The 18,607-nt window shown below is 71.4% G+C and carries 14 protein-coding genes and 2 pseudogenes; 8 read left to right on the top strand and 8 right to left on the bottom strand.

What is annotated here, in order from left to right; all coding sequences use genetic code 11:
• Nucleotides 1-189: 189 nt before the first annotated feature.
• Genes BOQ63_RS08070 through BOQ63_RS08055 form a run of 4 tightly spaced genes read right to left on the bottom strand, consistent with a single transcriptional unit; the run spans nucleotide 190 to nucleotide 2,547 of the window.
• On the bottom strand, nucleotides 190-330 hold the full coding sequence (locus tag BOQ63_RS08070; protein ID WP_167395714.1) for a hypothetical protein: 141 nt from the start codon (nucleotides 328-330) through the stop codon (nucleotides 190-192).
• Nucleotides 327-1,304 carry a DUF6529 family protein gene (locus BOQ63_RS08065; RefSeq protein WP_223885869.1) on the bottom strand — a complete coding sequence of 326 codons (978 nt, stop codon included), beginning with the start codon at nucleotides 1,302-1,304 and terminating at the stop codon, nucleotides 327-329. The genes BOQ63_RS08070 and BOQ63_RS08065 overlap by 4 nt, the downstream gene beginning before the upstream one ends.
• Nucleotides 1,301-2,254, bottom strand: coding sequence for a metallophosphoesterase family protein (locus tag BOQ63_RS08060; RefSeq protein ID WP_072653946.1), 954 nt, complete (start codon nucleotides 2,252-2,254; stop codon nucleotides 1,301-1,303). The genes BOQ63_RS08065 and BOQ63_RS08060 overlap by 4 nt, the downstream gene beginning before the upstream one ends.
• Entirely contained in the window at nucleotides 2,251-2,547 is a 297-nt protein-coding gene (locus tag BOQ63_RS08055) for a cupredoxin domain-containing protein (protein WP_030284671.1), read from the bottom strand. Before BOQ63_RS08055 ends, BOQ63_RS08060 begins: the two co-directional genes overlap by 4 nt.
• 575 nt (nucleotides 2,548-3,122) lie before the next feature.
• Between BOQ63_RS08055 and BOQ63_RS08050 the strand changes: the two genes are divergently transcribed.
• Nucleotides 3,123-3,422, top strand: a complete 300-nt coding sequence (locus BOQ63_RS08050; protein WP_072653945.1) for a hypothetical protein — start codon at nucleotides 3,123-3,125, stop codon at nucleotides 3,420-3,422.
• A gap of 738 nt (nucleotides 3,423-4,160) precedes the next feature.
• Here the strand turns inward: BOQ63_RS08050 and BOQ63_RS08045 are convergent.
• Nucleotides 4,161-6,011 (bottom strand): ABC transporter ATP-binding protein, encoded by a 1,851-nt coding sequence (locus BOQ63_RS08045; protein ID WP_079183519.1) that lies wholly within the window; start codon nucleotides 6,009-6,011, stop codon nucleotides 4,161-4,163.
• Between the two features lie 109 nt (nucleotides 6,012-6,120).
• Entirely contained in the window at nucleotides 6,121-6,333 is a 213-nt protein-coding gene (locus BOQ63_RS08040) for a hypothetical protein (protein ID WP_191093690.1), read from the bottom strand.
• A gap of 445 nt (nucleotides 6,334-6,778) precedes the next feature.
• On the opposite strand from BOQ63_RS08040, the pseudogene BOQ63_RS08035 reads away from it, so the two are divergent.
• The 6 genes and pseudogenes from BOQ63_RS08035 to BOQ63_RS08010 all read left to right on the top strand — a co-directional run.
• A pseudogene (locus BOQ63_RS08035) lies at nucleotides 6,779-7,130 on the top strand (SDR family NAD(P)-dependent oxidoreductase); the annotation flags it as partial.
• Nucleotides 7,131-7,580: 450 nt separating this feature from the next.
• Entirely contained in the window at nucleotides 7,581-10,241 is a 2,661-nt protein-coding gene (locus BOQ63_RS08030) for a SpoIIE family protein phosphatase (RefSeq protein ID WP_454129661.1), read from the top strand.
• On the top strand, nucleotides 10,238-11,380 hold the full coding sequence (locus tag BOQ63_RS08025; protein WP_030284683.1) for an ABC transporter substrate-binding protein: 1,143 nt from the start codon (nucleotides 10,238-10,240) through the stop codon (nucleotides 11,378-11,380). The genes BOQ63_RS08030 and BOQ63_RS08025 overlap by 4 nt, the downstream gene beginning before the upstream one ends.
• A 147-nt stretch (nucleotides 11,381-11,527) precedes the next feature.
• Nucleotides 11,528-11,659: pseudogene (locus BOQ63_RS08020) on the top strand (IS630 family transposase); the annotation flags it as partial.
• Nucleotides 11,660-11,991: 332 nt separating this feature from the next.
• Nucleotides 11,992-12,594: a hypothetical protein gene (locus tag BOQ63_RS08015; protein ID WP_143174673.1), complete on the top strand. Its 603-nt coding sequence runs from the start codon at nucleotides 11,992-11,994 to the stop codon at nucleotides 12,592-12,594.
• A gap of 233 nt (nucleotides 12,595-12,827) precedes the next feature.
• Nucleotides 12,828-13,277 carry a hypothetical protein gene (locus BOQ63_RS08010; protein WP_030284687.1) on the top strand — a complete coding sequence of 150 codons (450 nt, stop codon included), beginning with the start codon at nucleotides 12,828-12,830 and terminating at the stop codon, nucleotides 13,275-13,277.
• A 200-nt stretch (nucleotides 13,278-13,477) separates the two neighbouring features.
• On the opposite strand, the gene BOQ63_RS08005 is transcribed toward BOQ63_RS08010, so the two are convergent.
• Both BOQ63_RS08005 and BOQ63_RS08000 read right to left on the bottom strand, forming a co-directional pair.
• The gene (locus BOQ63_RS08005) at nucleotides 13,478-15,079 is read right to left on the bottom strand and encodes an ABC-F family ATP-binding cassette domain-containing protein (protein ID WP_191093529.1); all 1,602 of its coding nucleotides are present in this window, start codon (nucleotides 15,077-15,079) and stop codon (nucleotides 13,478-13,480) included.
• A gap of 208 nt (nucleotides 15,080-15,287) precedes the next feature.
• Nucleotides 15,288-16,709 (bottom strand): NAD(P)/FAD-dependent oxidoreductase, encoded by a 1,422-nt coding sequence (locus BOQ63_RS08000; protein ID WP_030284691.1) that lies wholly within the window; start codon nucleotides 16,707-16,709, stop codon nucleotides 15,288-15,290.
• A gap of 295 nt (nucleotides 16,710-17,004) precedes the next feature.
• Between BOQ63_RS08000 and BOQ63_RS07995 the strand changes: the two genes are divergently transcribed.
• On the top strand, nucleotides 17,005-18,561 hold the full coding sequence (locus BOQ63_RS07995; protein WP_030552965.1) for a GlnX family signal transduction membrane protein: 1,557 nt from the start codon (nucleotides 17,005-17,007) through the stop codon (nucleotides 18,559-18,561).
• Nucleotides 18,562-18,607 lie beyond the last annotated feature (46 nt).

The raw sequence follows: 18,607 nt of genomic DNA, 5'->3' as shown, positions 1-18,607 counted from the left end.
TCACGGCCTTCCTGGAGCAGGGCCGCCGACTGGCCGTCAGCGCTTGACGGACCCGGAGAGCGCCGAGCCGTCCGGGCCTTCGGGGCGCCTGGACGTCCGTCGGTGCGGCGGATTCCGCATCTCCCGACGGTGTGGCGCTCCGAAGTCGGGCCTTTGGCTGTGTGCCACGGTGACGGGAGCATTGTCCGATCAGCGCTCGGCATGCTCAGCCGCCCGCTCCACCTTCTTGCCGGAGTACCCCGCACGGGTCAGCAGGCCGGGGATGAGCAGGGCCACGCCGCGCGGGAACGCGATGTTGGCCGTCGGGAGAGGCGCCCGCGTGCTGCTCACAGGCCGGGTGCCTGGAGTCCGTTCAGGTACCAGAGTGGGGCGGCGTACCAGATCAGGGCGATCGCGGTGACGAGGGTGCCGCCGGCCAGGGGGAGTGCCCAGCCGGGCCATCGGCGGTGGCGGACCACGATGACCTTGGCGACGAAGGCCCCGTAGAGGAAGCAGCCGGTGAGCGAGTGCAGCGCCACGCGGGTGGGGGTGAATTGGACGCCGTAGGCGGTGATGCAGTGCCGGGCGATGGGCAGGGAGAGGAGGAAGGCGGTCAGGCCGATGAGGCGGTGCGTCGTGTGGACCCGGTGCGGTGCGGCTCGCAGTGCGGGCAGACGGCCGTAGATCCATAGGGCGAGGAAGAGCTGGATCAGCGCCAGGCCCATGAGTGCGGAGCCCATTTGGGCTTTCAGCAGTTGTGCGTCGCTGCCGCGGTTCCCGAAGAGGCTGGTCTCGTAGTTGGGTGTGTGTGCCCGGCCGAACCAGAAGAGGCCGACCACCACCGCCACGGGCAGGAGGAGCCACAGGACGTCGTAGAGCCGTCGGTGTTCTGCGGGGTGAGCGAGGCCGGTCACGTACTCGGCCACCCCGACTCCCGATTTTGCCGCCGCGACCTCGGTTGCCTTCCAGGCCACGAGGATCAGCAGGGTGAGCGTCTCGGCGATGAGGCTGAGCAGGGCCTGTGGGGCGGGTTGCAGGCCGTTCTCGGAGAATCCGAACAGTCCGGTGGTGCGGGATGCGACGAAAGCGGCGAGCGTGCAGATGGCGATCGTCGTGGCGGCGATTCGCAGGGGTGGGGGTGCCGCCAGCAGAAGGAGTGCGGCCACCGCGAAGGCGGTGCTGGCCTGCAGCAGGAACAGCGAGCCGATGATGTGGACGAAGCGGTATCCGTTGATGTAGAGCTGGGCGTGGATGTATCCGCTTGCCGCGAGTGTGGCGGCGAGTACCAGGCGCGGGGCGAGGGCGGGCAGGATCCGGGTGTTCATGAGAGTTTCGTGTCCTTGACGGCCAGTGCGTGGTTGCCCTGCCAGTAGTTGACGGTGCGGATGCCGAGTGCGTCCTTGAGGCGTCCGGCGGGCAGCACCTGTGGCAGTGGGGCGGGGCCTTGGCCGGGTTTGGGGAACGGATAGCAGGTGGGGCGGGCCGAGTGGAAGGTGATGTTGCCCTCGGTCTTGCTGAACAGCTGGTGGACGTGCCCGTTGAGGCAGGTGACCGAGGAGAAGCGCCGGAACATCGAGAGCAACTGCACCGCGTCGTCGGTGCCCCACCCCCACGCCGGGTACATGGCGAACAACGGGATGTGACTGAAGATGACGATGGGGGTGTCCGACGACAGGCCGGCGATGTCCCTGCGCACGAAGTCGATCTGATCGTTGCCCAGGTGGCCGAGTTGCTCCAGGTGAAGTGTGTTGACCAGCGCGATGAAGTGCACGCCGTGGGTGTCGAAGCTGTACCAGCCGTCGCCGACGGTGTTACTGCCGAAGGCTTGCCGGTACGCGCGTGGTCCGTTGTCCCCGATCGAGTCGTGCTCGCCCGGCACGGTGAACACCCGGTCCGTGTCCAGCTGCGACATCATCTGCTTGACCTGGTCGAACTCGTCGGGGGTGGAAAGATGCGTCAGGTCACCGCTGTGCATCACGAAGTCCGGCCTGAAACCCAGCGAATTGACCTGGTTGATCGCGTCGGCGAACGTCCCGGTGACGTCCATGTTGGCCGGGCCCTGGAAGCCGATGTGGCTGTCGGAGACCTGCACGAACCGCAGGTCCGCGCTGCTTGCCGGGGCCGCACTCGCCGAACCAGGGATGTGACTGATCACCTCCCCTGCGACGACTGTCAGGACCACGGCGCCACCGAACCAGGCAGAGTGCCGCATGAGCTGGCGGCGGGTCATGCCGTGCTCGCCGTCGCCGTTGGAGTCGCGGGTGTCCTCGGTCATGCGGTCACCACCACGGTGGCGGTCATGAACGGGTGGATGGTGCAGTAGTAGGCGTAGCTGCCGGGTTGGGTGAACGTGTAGCTGTAGGCGTCATTGGTGGCCAGCGCTGTCGACTGCAGCGGCCCGCCCGATCCTTGCTTGCTGGTGACGGTGTGAGCGTCGGGGTCGGTGTTGCTCCAGGTCACCTTCGTGCCAGCCTTGACCGTCAGCGTGGCCGGGGCGAACGCGAAGTTCTTGATCGTCACCGCGTTGGCGCCCACTGGAGCGGACGGCTGGCCGCTGGGCGAAGTCAAGGATGTGCCTGATGGCGGGCTGGCCGTAACCGTACCGTTCGTTCCGGAGGCGCCGGGAAATCCCGGCAGGGTCTGGCCGGGTGCCGGACTCAGCGCGCCGGAAGACCTGGGGTGTGACGACCCACCGCAGGCGCCGAGCAGTGCGAGCGCTGCGGCAACGGCGACAGCGGCCAGGCACACCGTCCGCGACCGCCGGACCGGGGGAGAGGAACTCGCATTCATGACCATCATTCCTTCTGCACGTCCCCGGCCCCACGAACGGGTGCGATCCAGGACCAGGCCGGGTGGCATTTTCAGACAAGACAGACAACCGCGTTGCACCTGCCGGGGGATGGCGGAAGGGATGCAACCCGTTGGTTACTGTATGTGAGCGAACAGCGCACTTCGTGTAGCGAAACGGATTTCCTGGAGGAGTCCCGTTCCGAGGAGGCCGCTCGCTGGGAGGAACCGCACGCGACCGAGCGCAGCTGTCAAGTAGGTCACGGCACACTCGGCGGTGGAGGCCGTCAGTCGAGTTGCCGCCGCCCACCACGACGACCCGCTGCCCGGCGAAGTCCGCAGCCCGTTGTTGGCCGGTGGGGTGGATCTGGCGTCCGGCGAGGACCCGGCAGGCCAAGGCGTTCGAGGCCGTCCGCCCGATCTGCGACGAGACCAAGGGCCTCATCGAGGGCCTGATCGCCGGGACCGACACCAAGGACGCTGCTGAGCAGGAGAACAGACACCAACATGTCGACGAACTCCGAAACCGGCGCCAGGTGCGCGAGGTCGTCGTCATCGGTTCCGGCCCGGCCGGCTACACCGCCGCCCTGGACGCCGAGCGCTACCTCGTGGCCCTGGGCGACATGGAGGCCCGGGCCGCCGCCGTCACGGTCTGAGTCCCCGCCGCACCGACCCCTACTCCGGCAGGGCCCGCAGGGCCGCCCGAACACGAGGTGCCGCCGCGGCCCGTCCGGTCGTGACCGGCAATCCCCGGCCCGCCGCAGGCCTCAACTCCGCACCGCCCGCTGCGTGGCGCGTCGCCGGACGCGCCAACTGGCGAGACCGCCCCCGCCGAAGCGCCAGCCCCGGCCCGAACGGCCTGCCCTCTGCCCCGTGAAATACAGGCGCGAAATCGGCGCGAGAAAAGCTGCCCGGCAGGCCGTGCCAGAAATCCGCCGAAACTCAGGCGGAGATTGAGGGCGGTTGTTGCTCATCGCAAGAGCACCCCCATCGCTCGAGGGATCGGTGTTGCCACGATTAGAGAGCAGCGAACTAATCAGTGACTTTTTCGGTTAGAGTGTCCGAACTCCGCGACTCGCTCTCGACGAGAGCGGGTAGATCGCCCGCAAGGCTGAGGGGACGCGTCCGGAGCGGAGCTACGGGCCCGGGGACGCTGCGGGGACCGATGACATGGGAGACCGTGGACGGAGGTCCGCTCCGGTGATTGTGCTCGGGCTGACCGAGGCCGTCCACGGCCTCGGCCGCACGCCGCCGGTCCCGGCACGGCTCGCCGAGGTCGCCGAGGGGTGGCTCGGCGACTGTCCGGCGTGGCGGTCAGCCCGGTGGCGTGCGGCCGAGACCGACTCTGCGCCGGCCACCGGGGCGTGCCGCCTTCAAGCCGCGGCTCGGAGGGCTCAGGAGACGGACGTGGCGGGGGCGTCCGGCGGGTGGTGCAGCCGGTGGAGGGCGGCGTAGGCGGGGCTGCGGGCGATGAGTTCGTCGTGGGTGCCGTGGGCGGCGAGCCGGCCCTGTTCGAGCAGGACGATCTGGTTGGCGTCTCGGACGGTGAGCAGGTTGTGCGAGATGATGACCGTCGTGCGGCCGGCCATCAGCAGGCGCAGCGGGCCCATGATCCGCCGGGCCGACTCGGCGTCCAGGCCCGTGGTCGGCTCGTCCAGGACGAGGACGGGCGCGTCCCGGATCATCGCGCGGGCGATGGCCAGACGCTGGCGCTGGCCGCCGGAGAGCAGCCGGCCGCGTTGGCCCACCACGGTGTCGTAGCCGTCCGGGAGCAGGCTGATGAACCCGTGGGCGTCTGCGGCCCGGGCGGCCGCCCGGATCTCGGCCTCGCTCGCCTCCGGGCGTCCGTAGGCGATGTTCTCCCGGACGGTGCCGTGGAAGACCAGGGTCTCCTGGAGTACCACTGCGACGTTCTCGCGCAGCTGGGTGAGGGCCAGTTCGCGCAGGTCGAGGCCGTCCAGCCGGACCGTGCCGCCGTGCGGGTCGTAGAAGCGCAGCAGCAGTTTGGCGACGGTGGACTTGCCCGCGCCGCTGGCGCCGACCAGGGCCAGCATCTCCCCGGGCGCCACCTTGAACGACACGCCCGACAGCGCGGGGACTTCCGTCTCCGGATAGCGGAAGGTGACGTCGTCGAACTCGATCTCGCCCTGGGTGCGGCCGATCGCCCGGGGGGCGGCCGCCTCGCTCACCTGCGGGCGCTGGTCGAGCAGTTCGATGATCCGCTCGGCGGCGGCGGAGGCCGCGTAGAAGGTGGTGCCGAGTCCGGACATGCCCTGGATCGGGCCGTAGAGCCTGCTCAGCAGGGCGAGGAAGACCATCAGCCCGCCGAGCGTGAGCCGTCCGTGCACCAGCTCCCAGGCCCCGAGCCCCATCACCACCATGCCACCGAGCAGTTCGATGAAGTCGACCGTCGGCCCGTAGAGCGCTCCGATCCGGGCGGAGGCCATCGCCGCGTGGTAGCGACCGACGCTTTCGCGCTGGAACCTGGCGTGCTCCCAGTCCTGGCGGTTGTACGCCTGGACGAGCGCGATGTTGCCGAGTGACTCCTCGGTGACGGCGCTGATCGAACCGGCGCGCCTGCGGCGCTCGCGCGAGGCCGCCCGGATCAGCTTCGCGAAGCGGCGGGCGGTGAGGAAGAACAGCGGTGCGGCGACCAGTGCGGTCAGCGTCAGCTCCCAGCGCAGCACCAGCAGTACGCCGACGTAGATGCCCAGCCGCATCGCCTGGCTGACCGCGCTGACGAGCCCGGAGAGCAGGAAGGTCTCGACCGCGTCGACGTCGCCGGTCACCCGGGACAGCACGTCGCCGAGCCGCCGCCGTTCGAAGAACCCCAGTGACAGGCCCTGGAGGTGCCGGAAGACGTCCGACCGCAGGATGAGCAGGAACCGCTCGCTGACCCAGGTGGAGGTCACCCGGTCGGCGAATCCCAGTACTCCGGAGAGCAGGGCGAGCAAGGCGTACGCGAGGGCGATCGGGAAGAACAGGCTCAGCCGGTGCGGAATGAGCATGTCGTCGATCACGATCTTGAAAAGCCAGATCTCCGCCACCTCGATCGCCGGGGCCACCGCGACCAGCGCCAGCAGCACCACCAGCCAGCGGCGGCCGCCCCTGGTGTACGGCCAGAAACGCTGGAAGACCTCCCGGAGTGGAATCGGCGGTGCGGTGGGGACCACGGCTGGGTCGGCGGTCTCGGCGACCGTGAGAAACCGTCGCAGCACGGACCGCAGGTAGCGTTTCCTGGTCATCTCACGGTCTTCCCGCTCGCCTCGAACCCGGTCCCCCGACCCAGCGGCAAGGCCGGGCACAGATGCCCGGCCCGCTCTCAGAGTGGATTCGTACAGATACTAACGGCAACTAGTCGCCCCAGTCGCCGTAGTCGCCGCCGTAGTCGCCGCCGTAGTCGCCGCCGTGGTCACCACCGTGGCGCATGAAGTCGTCAAAGCCGTAACCGCCGCGACCGCCGTGGTCTCCACCGTGGCGCGTGAAGTCGTCGAAGCCGTAACCGCCGCGACCGCCGTGGTCTCCACCGTCGCGCACGAAGGAACGGATACTTGCGAGGAATGACATGGTCACACCTTCTTTCGATGTGCTTCTACATCCAGCGTCATCCTCGACTCGGGGATCCACAAGAGCATAATCGGGGAAGCGATGATTTGGCCGCAATGTCCAAATTGACGGATCGGTGTCCGCTGGTGTCGTCGCTCGACACTAGGTCGAGGCCCTGGAGCCGGAGGAACTGCGCCGGCTGCTAGCGGGCCGGCTTGTCGCCCGCCGCGCAGGAGACCCTGGCCGTCCGGCGGGCCGACCCACGCGTTCCATGCCGTCCACGGAACCGCGCCGGACGGTGTGTGGTCCGCACTTGGGACGTCGCCCGCTCCCGGCCCGGGTGCCGTTCCACTCGACCGTCACCGGCGAACCGGTGCCGGTGCACCGCGCCCCCGAGGCGTTCCGGCACGTGCAACAGGCCCGGCACATCGGCAAGGCGGTGCTGACCATGCCCGCCCGGCTGGACGGCCCCGGCACCGTCCGGGTCACCGGCGGCACCGGCACCCTGGGCGGGCTGGTCGCCCGCCATCTGGTCACCCGGCACGGTGCTCGGAACCTCCTGCTGGTCAGCCGCCGGGGTTCGGAGGCGCCGGGGCCCGGGAACTCCTCGCCGAGCTCACCGCGCCGGGCGCCCGGGCCACCGCCGTCGCCTGCGACACCGCCGACCGTGCCGCCGTGGCCGCGCTGCTCGCCGGCCTCCCGGCCGACCGCCCGCTGACCGCCGTGGTGCACGCGGCCGGGGTCACCGCCGACGCCCGCTGGCCGGCCTGACCGGCGACCAGGTCGACGCCGTTCTGCGCCCCAAGATCGCCGCTGCTCCTGCACGCCGGGCCGCTGGGCATCCTGCAGCCCACGGCTCCCTCGCCGCTTCTCGACCTCGCGGAGCTGATCGGTGGAGACTACAGCGTCGAATCCGTCCGTTTCACCCGTGGCGACCTGCTGCTTCTCTACACGGGCGGTGTGATCGAGACCCGCAACCGCCCGGAGAGTTCTTCCCGCTGCCGGGCTGGATGCGGCGGCAGACCCGCAGAACGCAAGCCGACGGTCGAACTCGGGCCGTTTGGCGTTGACAATGGTATTTGTCCCCGTTGTCCTGGAACAAGGCTGGGCCTGGCTTGGTCGACTTGCAGCGAAGTCCTGATGTGCCCGGGCGGCTTGCTCGCCCGCGGCGCAGCGGGCAAGGACGCCAAGAACCCGGTCGGCCGGGTGCGGGAAGGCCTGGGCGGCTGTTCAAGGGCCTGCTGAGCCCGCGCAGCCTCGCCGGCCCGGTGTTCCTCCTGCAACTGGCGGTGATGCTGCTGATCGTCGCCGCCGCGCTGGGAGCTCTCGTGGTCGGGGCTCGGCGCGACGCCACCGCGGATGCCCAGAGCCGGACGCTCGCGGCGGCGCAGGCGTTCGCGAACTCTCCGGGGATCCTGACGGCACTGAGCAGTCCCGACCCGACCGCAGCCCTGCAGCCGTACGCCGAGGCGGCCCGGAAGGCCGCCGGCGTGGATGCCATCATCGTCTACCGGTTGGACGGGATCACGCTCACCCACAGCGACCCGAACCAGATCGGGAAGCACGTCATCGGTCCCTACGCGCAGGCGGCGACCGGCAAGCCCTTCACCAGCACCTTCCACGGATCGCTGGGCCTCTCCGTGATCTCGGCGGTACCCGTCAAGGCCGCCGACGGCTCCGTCGTCGCCATCGTCTCCTCCCCGGTCACGGTCGGGAAGGTACAGCACAGGGTCAACCAGCAGCTGCCAGTCCTGTTCGGCGGTGCCGCGTTGGCTCTTGCCATCGGTGCGGGCGGGACGAGTCTGGTGAGCCGTCGGCTGCAGCGGCAGACCCACGGCCTGGGCCCGGCCGAGATGACCAGGATGTACGAGCACCACGACGCCGTGTTGCACGCGGTCCGGGAGGGCGTGCTGATCCTCGGCGAGGACGGCCGCGTGCTGCTGGCCAACGACGAGGCCTCCCGGATGCTCGGCCTGCCCGTCGACTGCGAAGGCCGTCCGATCACCGAGCTGGGCCTGGGCGACCCGGTCGCCGAGTTGCTGGCCTCGGGGCGAGTGGTCACCGACGGCGTGGTCGGCTCCGGCGACCGCCTTCTCTCGGTGAACATTCGGGCCACCGACCGCGACGGGGGACCGCCCGGGCGGGTCGCGACCCTGCGTGACTCCACCGACCTGCGAGCCCTGTCCGACAAGGCCGAGGCGGCCAACGAGCGCCTCAAGATGCTGTATGAAGCCGGCAGCACGATCGGCACCACGCTCGACGTGGTGCGCACCGCCCAGGAACTCGCCGAGGCGGCCGTCCCGAGCTTCGCCGACCATGCCACCGTCGACCTCGCGGAGCCCGTCCTGCACGGCGACGAGCCCACCGGCACTCGGATCCTCCGACTGCGGCGCGCCGGGCTGAGCGGCGTCCACGCGGACACGCCGTTCCATCCCGTCGGTGCGACCATTCCGATCGATCCCACCGCCCCGCTCGGCCGCAGCCTTCATCACGGCGAGTCCGTGATCGAGGCGGATCTGACCAGCGCCGTCGTCCGGCAGGACGACGCCCCGGACCGGGCCCAGCGCACGGTCGACCACGGCATCCACTCGCTGCTGAGCGTGCCGCTGCTCGCCCGGGGCCGGGTTCTCGGCGTGGCCGCCTTCTGGCGCGCGGCCTCACCGGAGCCGTTCGACCAGGACGACCTCTCGCTGGCCGAGGAGCTGGTCGCCCGGGCCGCTGTCGGCATCGACAATGCCCGCCGCTACACCCGCGAGCACCGGATGTCCGTCGCCCTCCAGCACAGCCTGCTACCCGGCCGACTGCCCGAGCAGAGCGCCCTGGACGTCGCCTACCGCTACTTGCCCGCCGAGGCCGGCGTGGGCGGCGACTGGTTCGACGTGATTCCGCTGCCCGGGGCCCGGGTCGCCCTGATGGTGGGCGACGTGGTCGGCCACGGCCTGCACGCCGCCGCGACCATGGGCCAGCTGCGCACCGCCGTGCACAGCTTTTCCTCCCTCGACCTGCCCCCGGACGAACTGCTCGGCCACCTGGACGACCTGGTCAACCAGATCGACCGGGACCGGGCAGCCAAGGACAGCGACGCCATCACCGGCGCGACCTGTCTGTACGCCATCTACGACCCGGTCACCCTGCGCTGCGTCGTAGCCCGGGCCGGGCACCTGCTGCCGGCCCTGGTCCACCCCGACGGCTCGGTGGAGTTCCCCGAGTTGCCCGCCGGGCCGCCGCTCGGTCTGGTCGACCTGCCGTTCGAGAACGCCGAACTACAGCTGCGGGAGGGCACCCGGCTGGTCCTCTACACCGACGGGCTGGTCGAGGACCGCTCCCGGGACATCGACGTCGGCCTCGAACTGCTGCGCACCACCCTCGGCCAGGGCGACCGCAGCCCCGACGACACCTGCGAGGCGGTGCTGAACGCCCTGCTGCCGGCCAACCCGACCGACGACATCGCCCTGTTGGTCGCCCGGACCAGGGCGCTGCCGGCCGACCGGGTCGCCACCTGGCACGTCCCGGCCGACCCGGCCGCCGTCGCCCGGGTCCGGGCCGGCGTCGCGGAACGGCTCACCGAGTGGGGGCTGGACGAGATGGCCTTCGCCACCGAGCTGATCGTCAGCGAGCTGGTCACCAACGCCATCCGGTACGCCGTCGGTCCGATCCAGCTCCGGCTGCTCCGTGACCGGGCACTCATCTGCGAGGTCTCCGACGGCAGCAGCACCTCCCCGCACCTGCGGTACGCGGTCAGCACCGACGAGGGCGGGCGGGGGCTGTTCCTGGTCGCCCAGCTCTCCGAGCGCTGGGGCACCCGCTACACCCCCAACGGCAAAGTCATCTGGGCCGAACAACACCTCCATGAGAGCGCCACCCCGGCAGTGAAAGGTCCCGGCGAGAACCCGCGCGTGACCACCGAAAGACGTCTGGAGTCATCGTGACCGCATCCCGTGCCCGAGCGGCGACCGTCTCCGGCTGCTTGGTCCTCCTGGCCGTGGGCCTGGGTGCGTGCGGCCACACACCGCCCGCCGCCCCCAAGGATCCGTCGGTGGCCACCTCCGCGAGGGACGTGGGCGGCATGGACGCACTGACCGCCGCGGCGAAGAAGGAGGGCACGCTCAGAGCGATCGCGATCCCCCGCGACTGGGCCGACTACGGCGGCCTGATCGACGGCTTCGAGAAGAAGTACGGGATCACGGTCACGGTCGACGATCCTCTGGGTCACAGCCAGGACGAGATCGACGCCATCAAGAAGAACGGGAAACAGCAGAGTGCCCCCGACGTCATCGACGTGGGAGACACGTTCGCCCGGGCAGCAGGCCCGCAGAACCTGCTCGCGCCGTACAAGGTCGCCGCGTACAGCTCGATCCCGAGCAACCAGAAGGACCCGCATGCCCGTTGGTCCAACAACTACGGGGGCTACATCTCCATCGGCTGCGACGCGAACCGCGTCGAGATCTGTCCCCAGACCTTCGCGGATCTGCTGAAACCCGCTTACCAGGGCAAGGTCGCGCTTGAGGGCGACCCCACCCGTTCCGAGACCGGATTCGCCAGCGTTTACGCGGCGGCCCTGGCGAACGGCGGATCGTTCGACAACATCCAGCCCGGCCTCGACTTCTTCGCCAAGCTCAAGCAGGCGGGCAACCTCAACCCGGTCGGTGCCACCTCGGTCACGGTCGCGAGCGGCCAGACGCCCATCAGCATCAACTGGGACTTCGTCAACCTCAACTACACCGATCAGCTCCGCAGCAAAGGCGTCAACTGGCAGGTCTCGATCCCCTTCGACGGCAGCTTCGCCCAGTACTACGCGCTGGCGATCAACAAGGACGCCCCGCACCCGGCGGCCGCCCGCCTGTGGCAGGAGTACCTCTTCAGCACCGAGGGTCAGAACCTCCGGCTCAACGGCTACGCCCGCCCTGTGCTCCTCGACGTCATGAAGAAGGACGGCACCCTCGACGAGGCCGCCTTCGCAAGATTGCCGACGGTTGAGGGAACGCCCGAGTTCCCGACGGATGCGCAGACGGAGAAGGCGAAGGAGACGGTCGCCCTGGGCTGGGCGAAGGCCGTCGCGGACGGCTGACGCCGGGGGCGTGTCCAGCCGACGGCGCACTCACGGCAGCCCCGCCCATCGGCTGCGTGTCACGAGCCGGCGCGACCTGAAGGTCGCCCGATCCTCGTCGGCCGGGGAGTAGCCGGCCGTCCGCGCCGTCTGCGGGTGCTCGCGGAAGAGTATCTTCGGCGGGTCCACGGCCGGGTGATCCGCATCGGCCGCGAGGCCCTGCGCTGGCTGCTCGCCCGACGAGGCGTCACCTTCCAGCGCACCAAGACGTGGAAGGAGTCCACCAACCCCGAGTACGACGGCTGGGACGCCTACTTCGAGAAGATCGTGTCACCACCTTGTAACAGTCAGCGATGATCAAGGAGCGGCACAGGATCGGGCCCACCGGCCGGGACCGCGCGGCAAAACCCCGGACGGGCATCGCTCCGGGTGAGAGGTTCGCCTGTTCGGCTCAGCGAGGATGACGGCCAGGAGACGGCGCCCGGAGACCTTCCTACCGTTGGACCCCGGGAGGCTGCATCCCCGCGGAGCCCGGCCGAGGACCTCTCGCCCGTCGGCCACCGCCCACGCCGAACCCGGCAGTCGACTTCCACCGTGACCACGCAGGGTCCGGGTCGAAGGAGATGAAGGACATGAACACCACGCGCACCGCCCGCACGCCCGCGACACCCGCACTGAACGGGTGCCGGACATCACGCCGCCGCCTTCGGGCACGGATCGGGCTCGCCGCGACCGCCACGGCCCTGTCGCTGCTGCCGATCGCCCCGTCCACCGCCAGCGCGGCACCCCACCTCCCGCTCACACAGATCGTGCGGGAGGCCAAGGTGAAGGCGCAGCAGGAGCACCCCGGCTCGCAGTTCTACGACGCGGACGCCGTCCTGCTGACACCCACGACCAACCCCAACGACGTCCAGGCCTGGTGGATCCGCTTCCGGGCCAAGGACTCGGAGCCGTCCTTCGAGTACAAGTACTCGACCACCGGTCAGTACCAGCGCACGCAGCCGTGGAGCGTCCCGATCGGGATCCAGGCCATCTCCCCGTTCACCATGACGGAGGTCCAGGCCCACGATCTGGCCGTCAAGGCCGGGCACACCGGCGCGTTCAAGCCCCTGTACCTCAATGAGCCCGTCGTGCAGAACCCGCATCCCACCTACTACTTCTGCATTCCCAGCGAGGGCAGGACGGTGGCGGTTGACACCGTGACGGGCCACGTCACCACGCCGTGGTCGTGCTAGTGACCACGGTGTGAGCCCTGTTCGGTGGCCGTCACCCAGCGGGGGTGACGGCCATCGGCGGCTGGCGACCCTTGCCGTCCGCCCGCTCGGTGCCGCCGACCGGGCGGGCGATAAGGGTCGCCAGCCTGGAGTGCGAAGGGCCGGTTGCCGCCGGTCAGCCGGGCCCGGGTACGAGCGGGGGCCGTGCCGGTTCGGCCGGTCGCCGCGGATCCGCGCTGGCCGTTGCGGCCAGCATGCTCTGTGTCGCCGGCATCGCCCCGGTGGCGCTGTCCGGGACCGCCCACGCGCAGGGCACCTGCACGGTCTCGGGCCCCACCACCACCTGTACGTTCGCCTTCACGGGCGCCGAGCAGACGTTCACCGTCCCGAGCGGCGTCACCCAGGTCGACGTCACGGCGATCGGCGCGGCCGGCGGCCTGGAGGGTGTCAACAAGACGCCCGGCGGCCGCGGCGCGCAGGTCTCGGGCACGGTCACCGGGCTGTCCGCCGGGCAGACCCTCTACGTCGAGGTCGGCGGCACCCCCACGCTCGACGCCTCCGCCTGCTACGTGTTCTCGCCGTGCATCGGCGGCTTCAACATCGACGCTTCGGTGGCCCATCCATTCCGCCACGTCCGTGATCGGTATGCCGTTGCTCAGGCAGTTCGACGCCGGCGTCGAGGCGTACCCGGACCGGCTGCGTGAACTGGACGCCCTGATCCGGGCTGAGGGGCCGTTCGTCGTCCACTCGGCGCGCTTCCTGAGCGAGGCACGCAAGCCATGACGGGCCGCCGGGGCGCGCCCAAGCCCCGGTCCGGCCCGCCGCAGCCCGTCGCTCGGCCCGCCGAAGCCCGCCGCAGTCCGCAGCTCGGCCCGCCGGGGAGGCCGGCGGGCCGAGCGGGGCGTCAGGCCTGGGCGACCAGGTCCAGGTACTCGTCGTGCCAGAGGTCCTCGTCGCCGTCCGGCAGGAGCAGGACACGGTCGGGCCGCAGGGCCTCGATGGCGCCCGGGTCATGGGTGACCATCACGATCGCGCCCGGGTAGGTGCCGACCGCGGCCAGGACCTCCGCCCGGGAGGCCGGGTCCAGGTTGTTGGTCGGCTCGTCGAGGAGCAGCACGTTGGCCCCGGAGTGGACCAGGGCGGCCAGGGCCAGCCGGGTCTTCTCACCTCCGGAGAGGACGCCTGCGGGCTTGTCGGTGTCGTCGCCGCGGAAGAGGAAAGCGCCGAGGACGGTCCGCAGTTCGCCGTCGGTCAGGTCGGGTGCGGCCAGGGCGAGGTTGTCGCGGACGCTGAGCGCCGGGTCCAGGGTGTCGTGTTCCTGGGCGAAGTAGCCGAGCCGCAGGCCGGTTCCGGGGACGACCCGCCCGGTGTCCGGCTGTTCGTGGCCGGCCAGGATGCGCAGCAGGGTGGTCTTCCCGGCGCCGTTGAGGCCGAGCACGACCAGTCGGCCGCCGCGGTCGACGGCGAGGTCCAGGCCGCTCAGCACCGCCCGGCCGCCGTAGGCCTTGGTGAGGCTGATCGCACCGAGCGGCATCCGCCCGCAGGGCGCGGGCTCGGGCAGCCGGATGCGGGCGGTGCGTTCGGCCTGCCGGACGGGTTCGAGCTCGGCGAGCATCCGGTCGGCGCGGCGGGCCATGCTGCGGGCGGTGGTCGCGGTGGCGACGTTGGACCGCATCCGGTCGGCCTGGGCGTGCAGGGCGGCGGCCTTGCGTTCGGCGTTGGCCCGCTCCCGCGTGCGGCGGCGCTCGTCGGCCTCGCGCTGGGCCAGGTAGGCCTGCCAGCCGGTGTTGTGGACGTCGATCACGGCGCGCTGCGGGTCCAGGTGGAAGACCCGGTTGACGGTCTCCTCCAGCAGGCCGAGGTCGTGGCTGATCAGGACCAGCCCTCCCTGGTGGGTGGCGAGGAATCCGCGCAGCCAGGTGATCGAGTCGGCGTCCAGGTGGTTGGTGGGCTCGTCCAGCAGCAGGGTGCCGTGGTCCGCGAACAGGATGCGGGCCAGCTCGACCCGGCGGCGCTGGCCGCCGGACAGCGTGCCGACGGGGGAGTCCATCACCCGGGCGGGCAGCCCGAGCCCGGCCGCGACCCTGGCGGCCTCGGCCTCGGCCGCGTAGCCGCCGCAGGACTGGAACCGGGCGTCGGCGCGCGTGTAGGCGTCCATCGCCCGACGCTCCTCGGCGGGGGAGCCGGCCAGTGCCATCGCCTCCTCGGCGGCGCGCAGCGCGCGCACGGCGGCGTCCAGACCGCGGGCGGACAGGATGCGGTCGGTGACGGTGACGGCCGGGTCGGCGGCGCGGGAGTCCTGCGGGAGGTAGCCGACCGGGCCGGTGCAGGTGACCGTTCCGGCGGCGGGCGGCAGCTGCCCGGCGAGGGTGGCGAGCAGGGTGGTCTTTCCGGCGCCGTTGCGGCCGACCAGGCCGATCCGGTCGCCGGGGGCGATGTGCAGGGTGACGTCGGACAGCAGCAGGCGGGCGCCGACGCGCACGTCGACACCATGGGTGGTGATCACGGGATAACGCTCCGAAACAGCTAGCGGACACACGGGTGGCGTGGAGGCGGTCCGTCAGCTAGGAAATTCGGGGCGTAGACATGTCGGCCAGGGTAGCCGCGGCTCGGAACGGACGCATCCGAATTAACGGGAGCGCTCGGACCGGGCGGCCGCCGCACGGGGGCGCGCACCGGTCGAGTGCCGGTGCGCGCCCCCGTACGGACGTCCCTCAGCCGCGCAGGACGGCGGCCACCACCGAGGGGTGGAACAGCCGGGTCGGCGGCTCGACCAGCGACAGCACCTCGTGGAAGGCCGCCGTGACCTCGGGGTTGCGGGTCGCGCCGTGCAGGACCCTGTCCAGGTAGCGGTGCTGGAGCCTGATCAGGGCTCCGGTGGGTCCGCCGGTGGTGGCGGCGAAGCGCACGTCCTCGGCGCAGGACATCATCCAGGCGTTCTTGGACACCGCCGCGATCTCCCGCCGGGCGTCCCGGGCCGTGGCGGGCCCGATGTCGCCGTGCCGCAGGGCCGTCCGGCGCAGCACCTGGGCGCAGAACAACGAGATGGTGACGCCCTGGCCGTACACCGGGTTGAAGGTGCTCGCGGCGTCGCCGACCGCCACCAGGCCCGCCGGGGAGCTGCGCTCGTAGTGGCGCCGCACGCCCGGGCCGGGGAGGAAGCCGCGCACCTCGCTCGCGGGTTCGGCCTCCCGCAGCATCTCGCTCAGGCCCGGGTCGCGCAGTTGGGACAGGTGCTTGGTGAAGCCCGCCTCGCCGGGCTCGGGTTCGGCACCGCGCATCCCGGCCAGGCTGACGATCCAGCGGTCGCCCTCCACCGGCAGCAGCACGCCCATCCGCGGCTTGTCCGGGGCCTTGGTCTGCAGGTAGATCGCCTGGTGGCCGAAGTCGACGCCGGGCGGACGGTGGAACAGCCGGGAGGCGTAGGCGACGCCCGCGTCCACCCGCTCCTCGGGCACCGGGCGGCAGCCCAGTTCGCTGAGCCACTTCGGCACGGAGGTCGATCGGCCGGAGGCATCGATCACCAACTCGGCAGGAAAATCCCGGACTTCACCGCGTTCCGAGCCGCGTTCCGAGCCGCCTTCCGAGTCGTGCGCCGCGTCGTGCGCCGAGTCGCGCTCCGTCTCCTGCTCCGAGCCGCGCCCGGCTCCCCGCTCGCGGAGCTTCACCCCGGTCACCGCCTGCGCGGAGCCGAGCAGGCCGACCACGTCGGTGCCTTCCAGGAACTCGATCGAGGGCTCGGTGCGGACCCGGTCCAGCACCAGCTTGTCCAGCACCGGACGGGTGCAGGAGAGGAAGGTCATCCGGGCGGGGTAGTCGATCATCCACCCGGCCGAACTGAGCCACTTGAGGTCACCCGAGGTGGAGACCCGATGCGCGCCCGCGGCCGTCAGCTCCTGGTTGATGCCGGGCATCAGCTCCTCCAGCGCCCGGTGGCCCGCCTCCAGCACCAGGTGCGCGTGCCGGCCCTGCGGCACCCCGGCCCGGAACGCCGGCTCCTCCGGGTACCGGTCCCGCTCCACCACGACGATCCGCTCGGCGAAGCCCCGCAGCGCCCACGCCGCCACCACACCGGCCAGCCCGCCGCCGATCACCACCGCCGTACCCCGCCCGGGGGCCGTCTCCGAAGAAGTCATGCGACGTAGCGTAGTGGCGGCGGCGTCGGACCGTAATCGCTCCAGCTGGACGAACGTTCCGGCAGCGCAGTGTGGTTGACGTCGCAACGGGCTCGAGGGCAGGTACCCCCACTCCCGCGGTGGACGTTAAGGAAGCGTCAAGAAGCCCGGGCCGCACCGTCAAGGAGGCGTCAGGAGACGTCCCTTCGCGGGTGGCGCGGCACTAGCGTCGCGCGCCGGAGAGAAACGGTTCTGCGCTCGGGCCCCATTCCGGGGCCCCGGCGAGCCGTACGACGGGGGAAAGGGACGTGTCGTCATGACCACCTCGGCAGCGGGCGCAACAGCCACCTCGGCCACCTCGGCCACCTCGGAGGAGGGGGACGCGGGGGAGGACGACGGCCCCGGACCAGCAGCCGGGCCGCCGATCCCCTCCGGCCTCCCGGCCCGGCTCGGCCGGAGCCTCCGCGCGGTCGGCAGCCGTGCCCACTGGACCACCCCGCGCCTGGTCCGCGGCCTCACCGCACTGAGCCTGGCCGGCCTGATCGGCCTCGGCGCCACCGCCACCGCCGTCCTCGGCGGCGCCCGCGACGGCACCGACACCATCGGACACCGGGCCGCCCCGCAGGCCACCCGCGCCTCCGACCTCTACTTCGCGCTCAGCGACATGGACGCCCAGGCCGCCAACCTGCTGCTGGTCGGCGCCGACCAGGACTACACCGCGCTGCGCAAGCAGACCCTGGACACCTACGAGCAGCGCCGCAACCAGGCCGACGACGACCTCCAGCAGGCCGCCCAGTCCGCCGCCACCGACCCGGCCGCGCAACGCGCCGTCCAGCTGGTGCTCGGCCGGCTCGGCAGCTACGAGGCCCTGGTGGCCCGCGCCCAGCTGCTGGAGGAACAGGCCGCGGCCCCGGCGGGCCGGCCCTCGCCCGCCGCCCTGGACGCCTACCGGCAGGCCTCCGACCTGCTGCGCAATCAGCTGCTGCCCGCCGCCGACCAGGTCACGGCTGCCAACGAGGCCACCGTCGACCACGTCTACGCCCAGCAGCGCGACGCCCTGGGCAGCGGTTGGTGGTGGCTGTTCGTCGTCGGTCTGCTCGCCCTCGCGGCGCTGGCCGGGCTCCAGCGGGTGCTGGCCGTGCGCTACCGCCGGGTGCTCAACCCCGCGCTGGCGGCCGTCACGCTGCTGACCGGCGTGGCGCTGGTGACCGGGCTGAACCTGGTGGGCCGCACCGAGGACCACCTGGTGACGGCCAAGAGCAACGCCTACGACTCGGTGATCGCGCTCAGCCGGGCCCGCGCCGTCGCGTACGACATGAACGCCGACGAGAGCCGCTACCTGATCGACCAGGGCCGCGCGGCCGTGTGGGAGCAGGCCTACCTGGAGCAGAGCCAGGCGGTCGTCCACCTGGACGGCGCGACCATGGGCAGCTACGGCTCCCAGCTGCAGGACGCCTTCGACCGGCACCGGGCGGACCGCTCGGCCGTCCCCTTCGGCGGCTTCCTGGGCAGCGAGCTGCACAACGTCACCTTCCCCGGCGAACAGGACGCCGCCGAGCGGGTCCTGGGCGCCTTCCAGGAGTACCAGGTGATCGACCGCCGGATGCGGGACCTGCACGACGCGGGGAAGCTCAAGGAGGCCATCACGCTCAACACCGGGCTCGCCAAGGGGCAGTCCAACTACGAGTTCGGGCAGCTGAGCGCGGCCATGGCGGACACCATCACGGTCAACCGGACGGCGATGGACGCGGCGGTCGCGGCGACCGACGGCGACCTCGACGGCACCACGGTGGCCCTGGCCGGGGCGGTGCTGGCGGCGGCGCTGGGGCTCACCGCGGTGGGGGTGCGGCCCCGGCTGCGCGAGTACCGGTAGCGCGGCGCCGCCCGCCCGGGGGCCGGCCAGGGGTCGGTCGATCGGT

It is taken from the genome of Streptomyces viridifaciens (assembly GCF_001888885.2).
Classification (GTDB): domain Bacteria; phylum Actinomycetota; class Actinomycetes; order Streptomycetales; family Streptomycetaceae; genus Kitasatospora; species Kitasatospora aureofaciens.
Note: the sequence above shows the minus strand (reverse complement) of the source record. Positions and strands in the feature narration are given on the sequence as shown.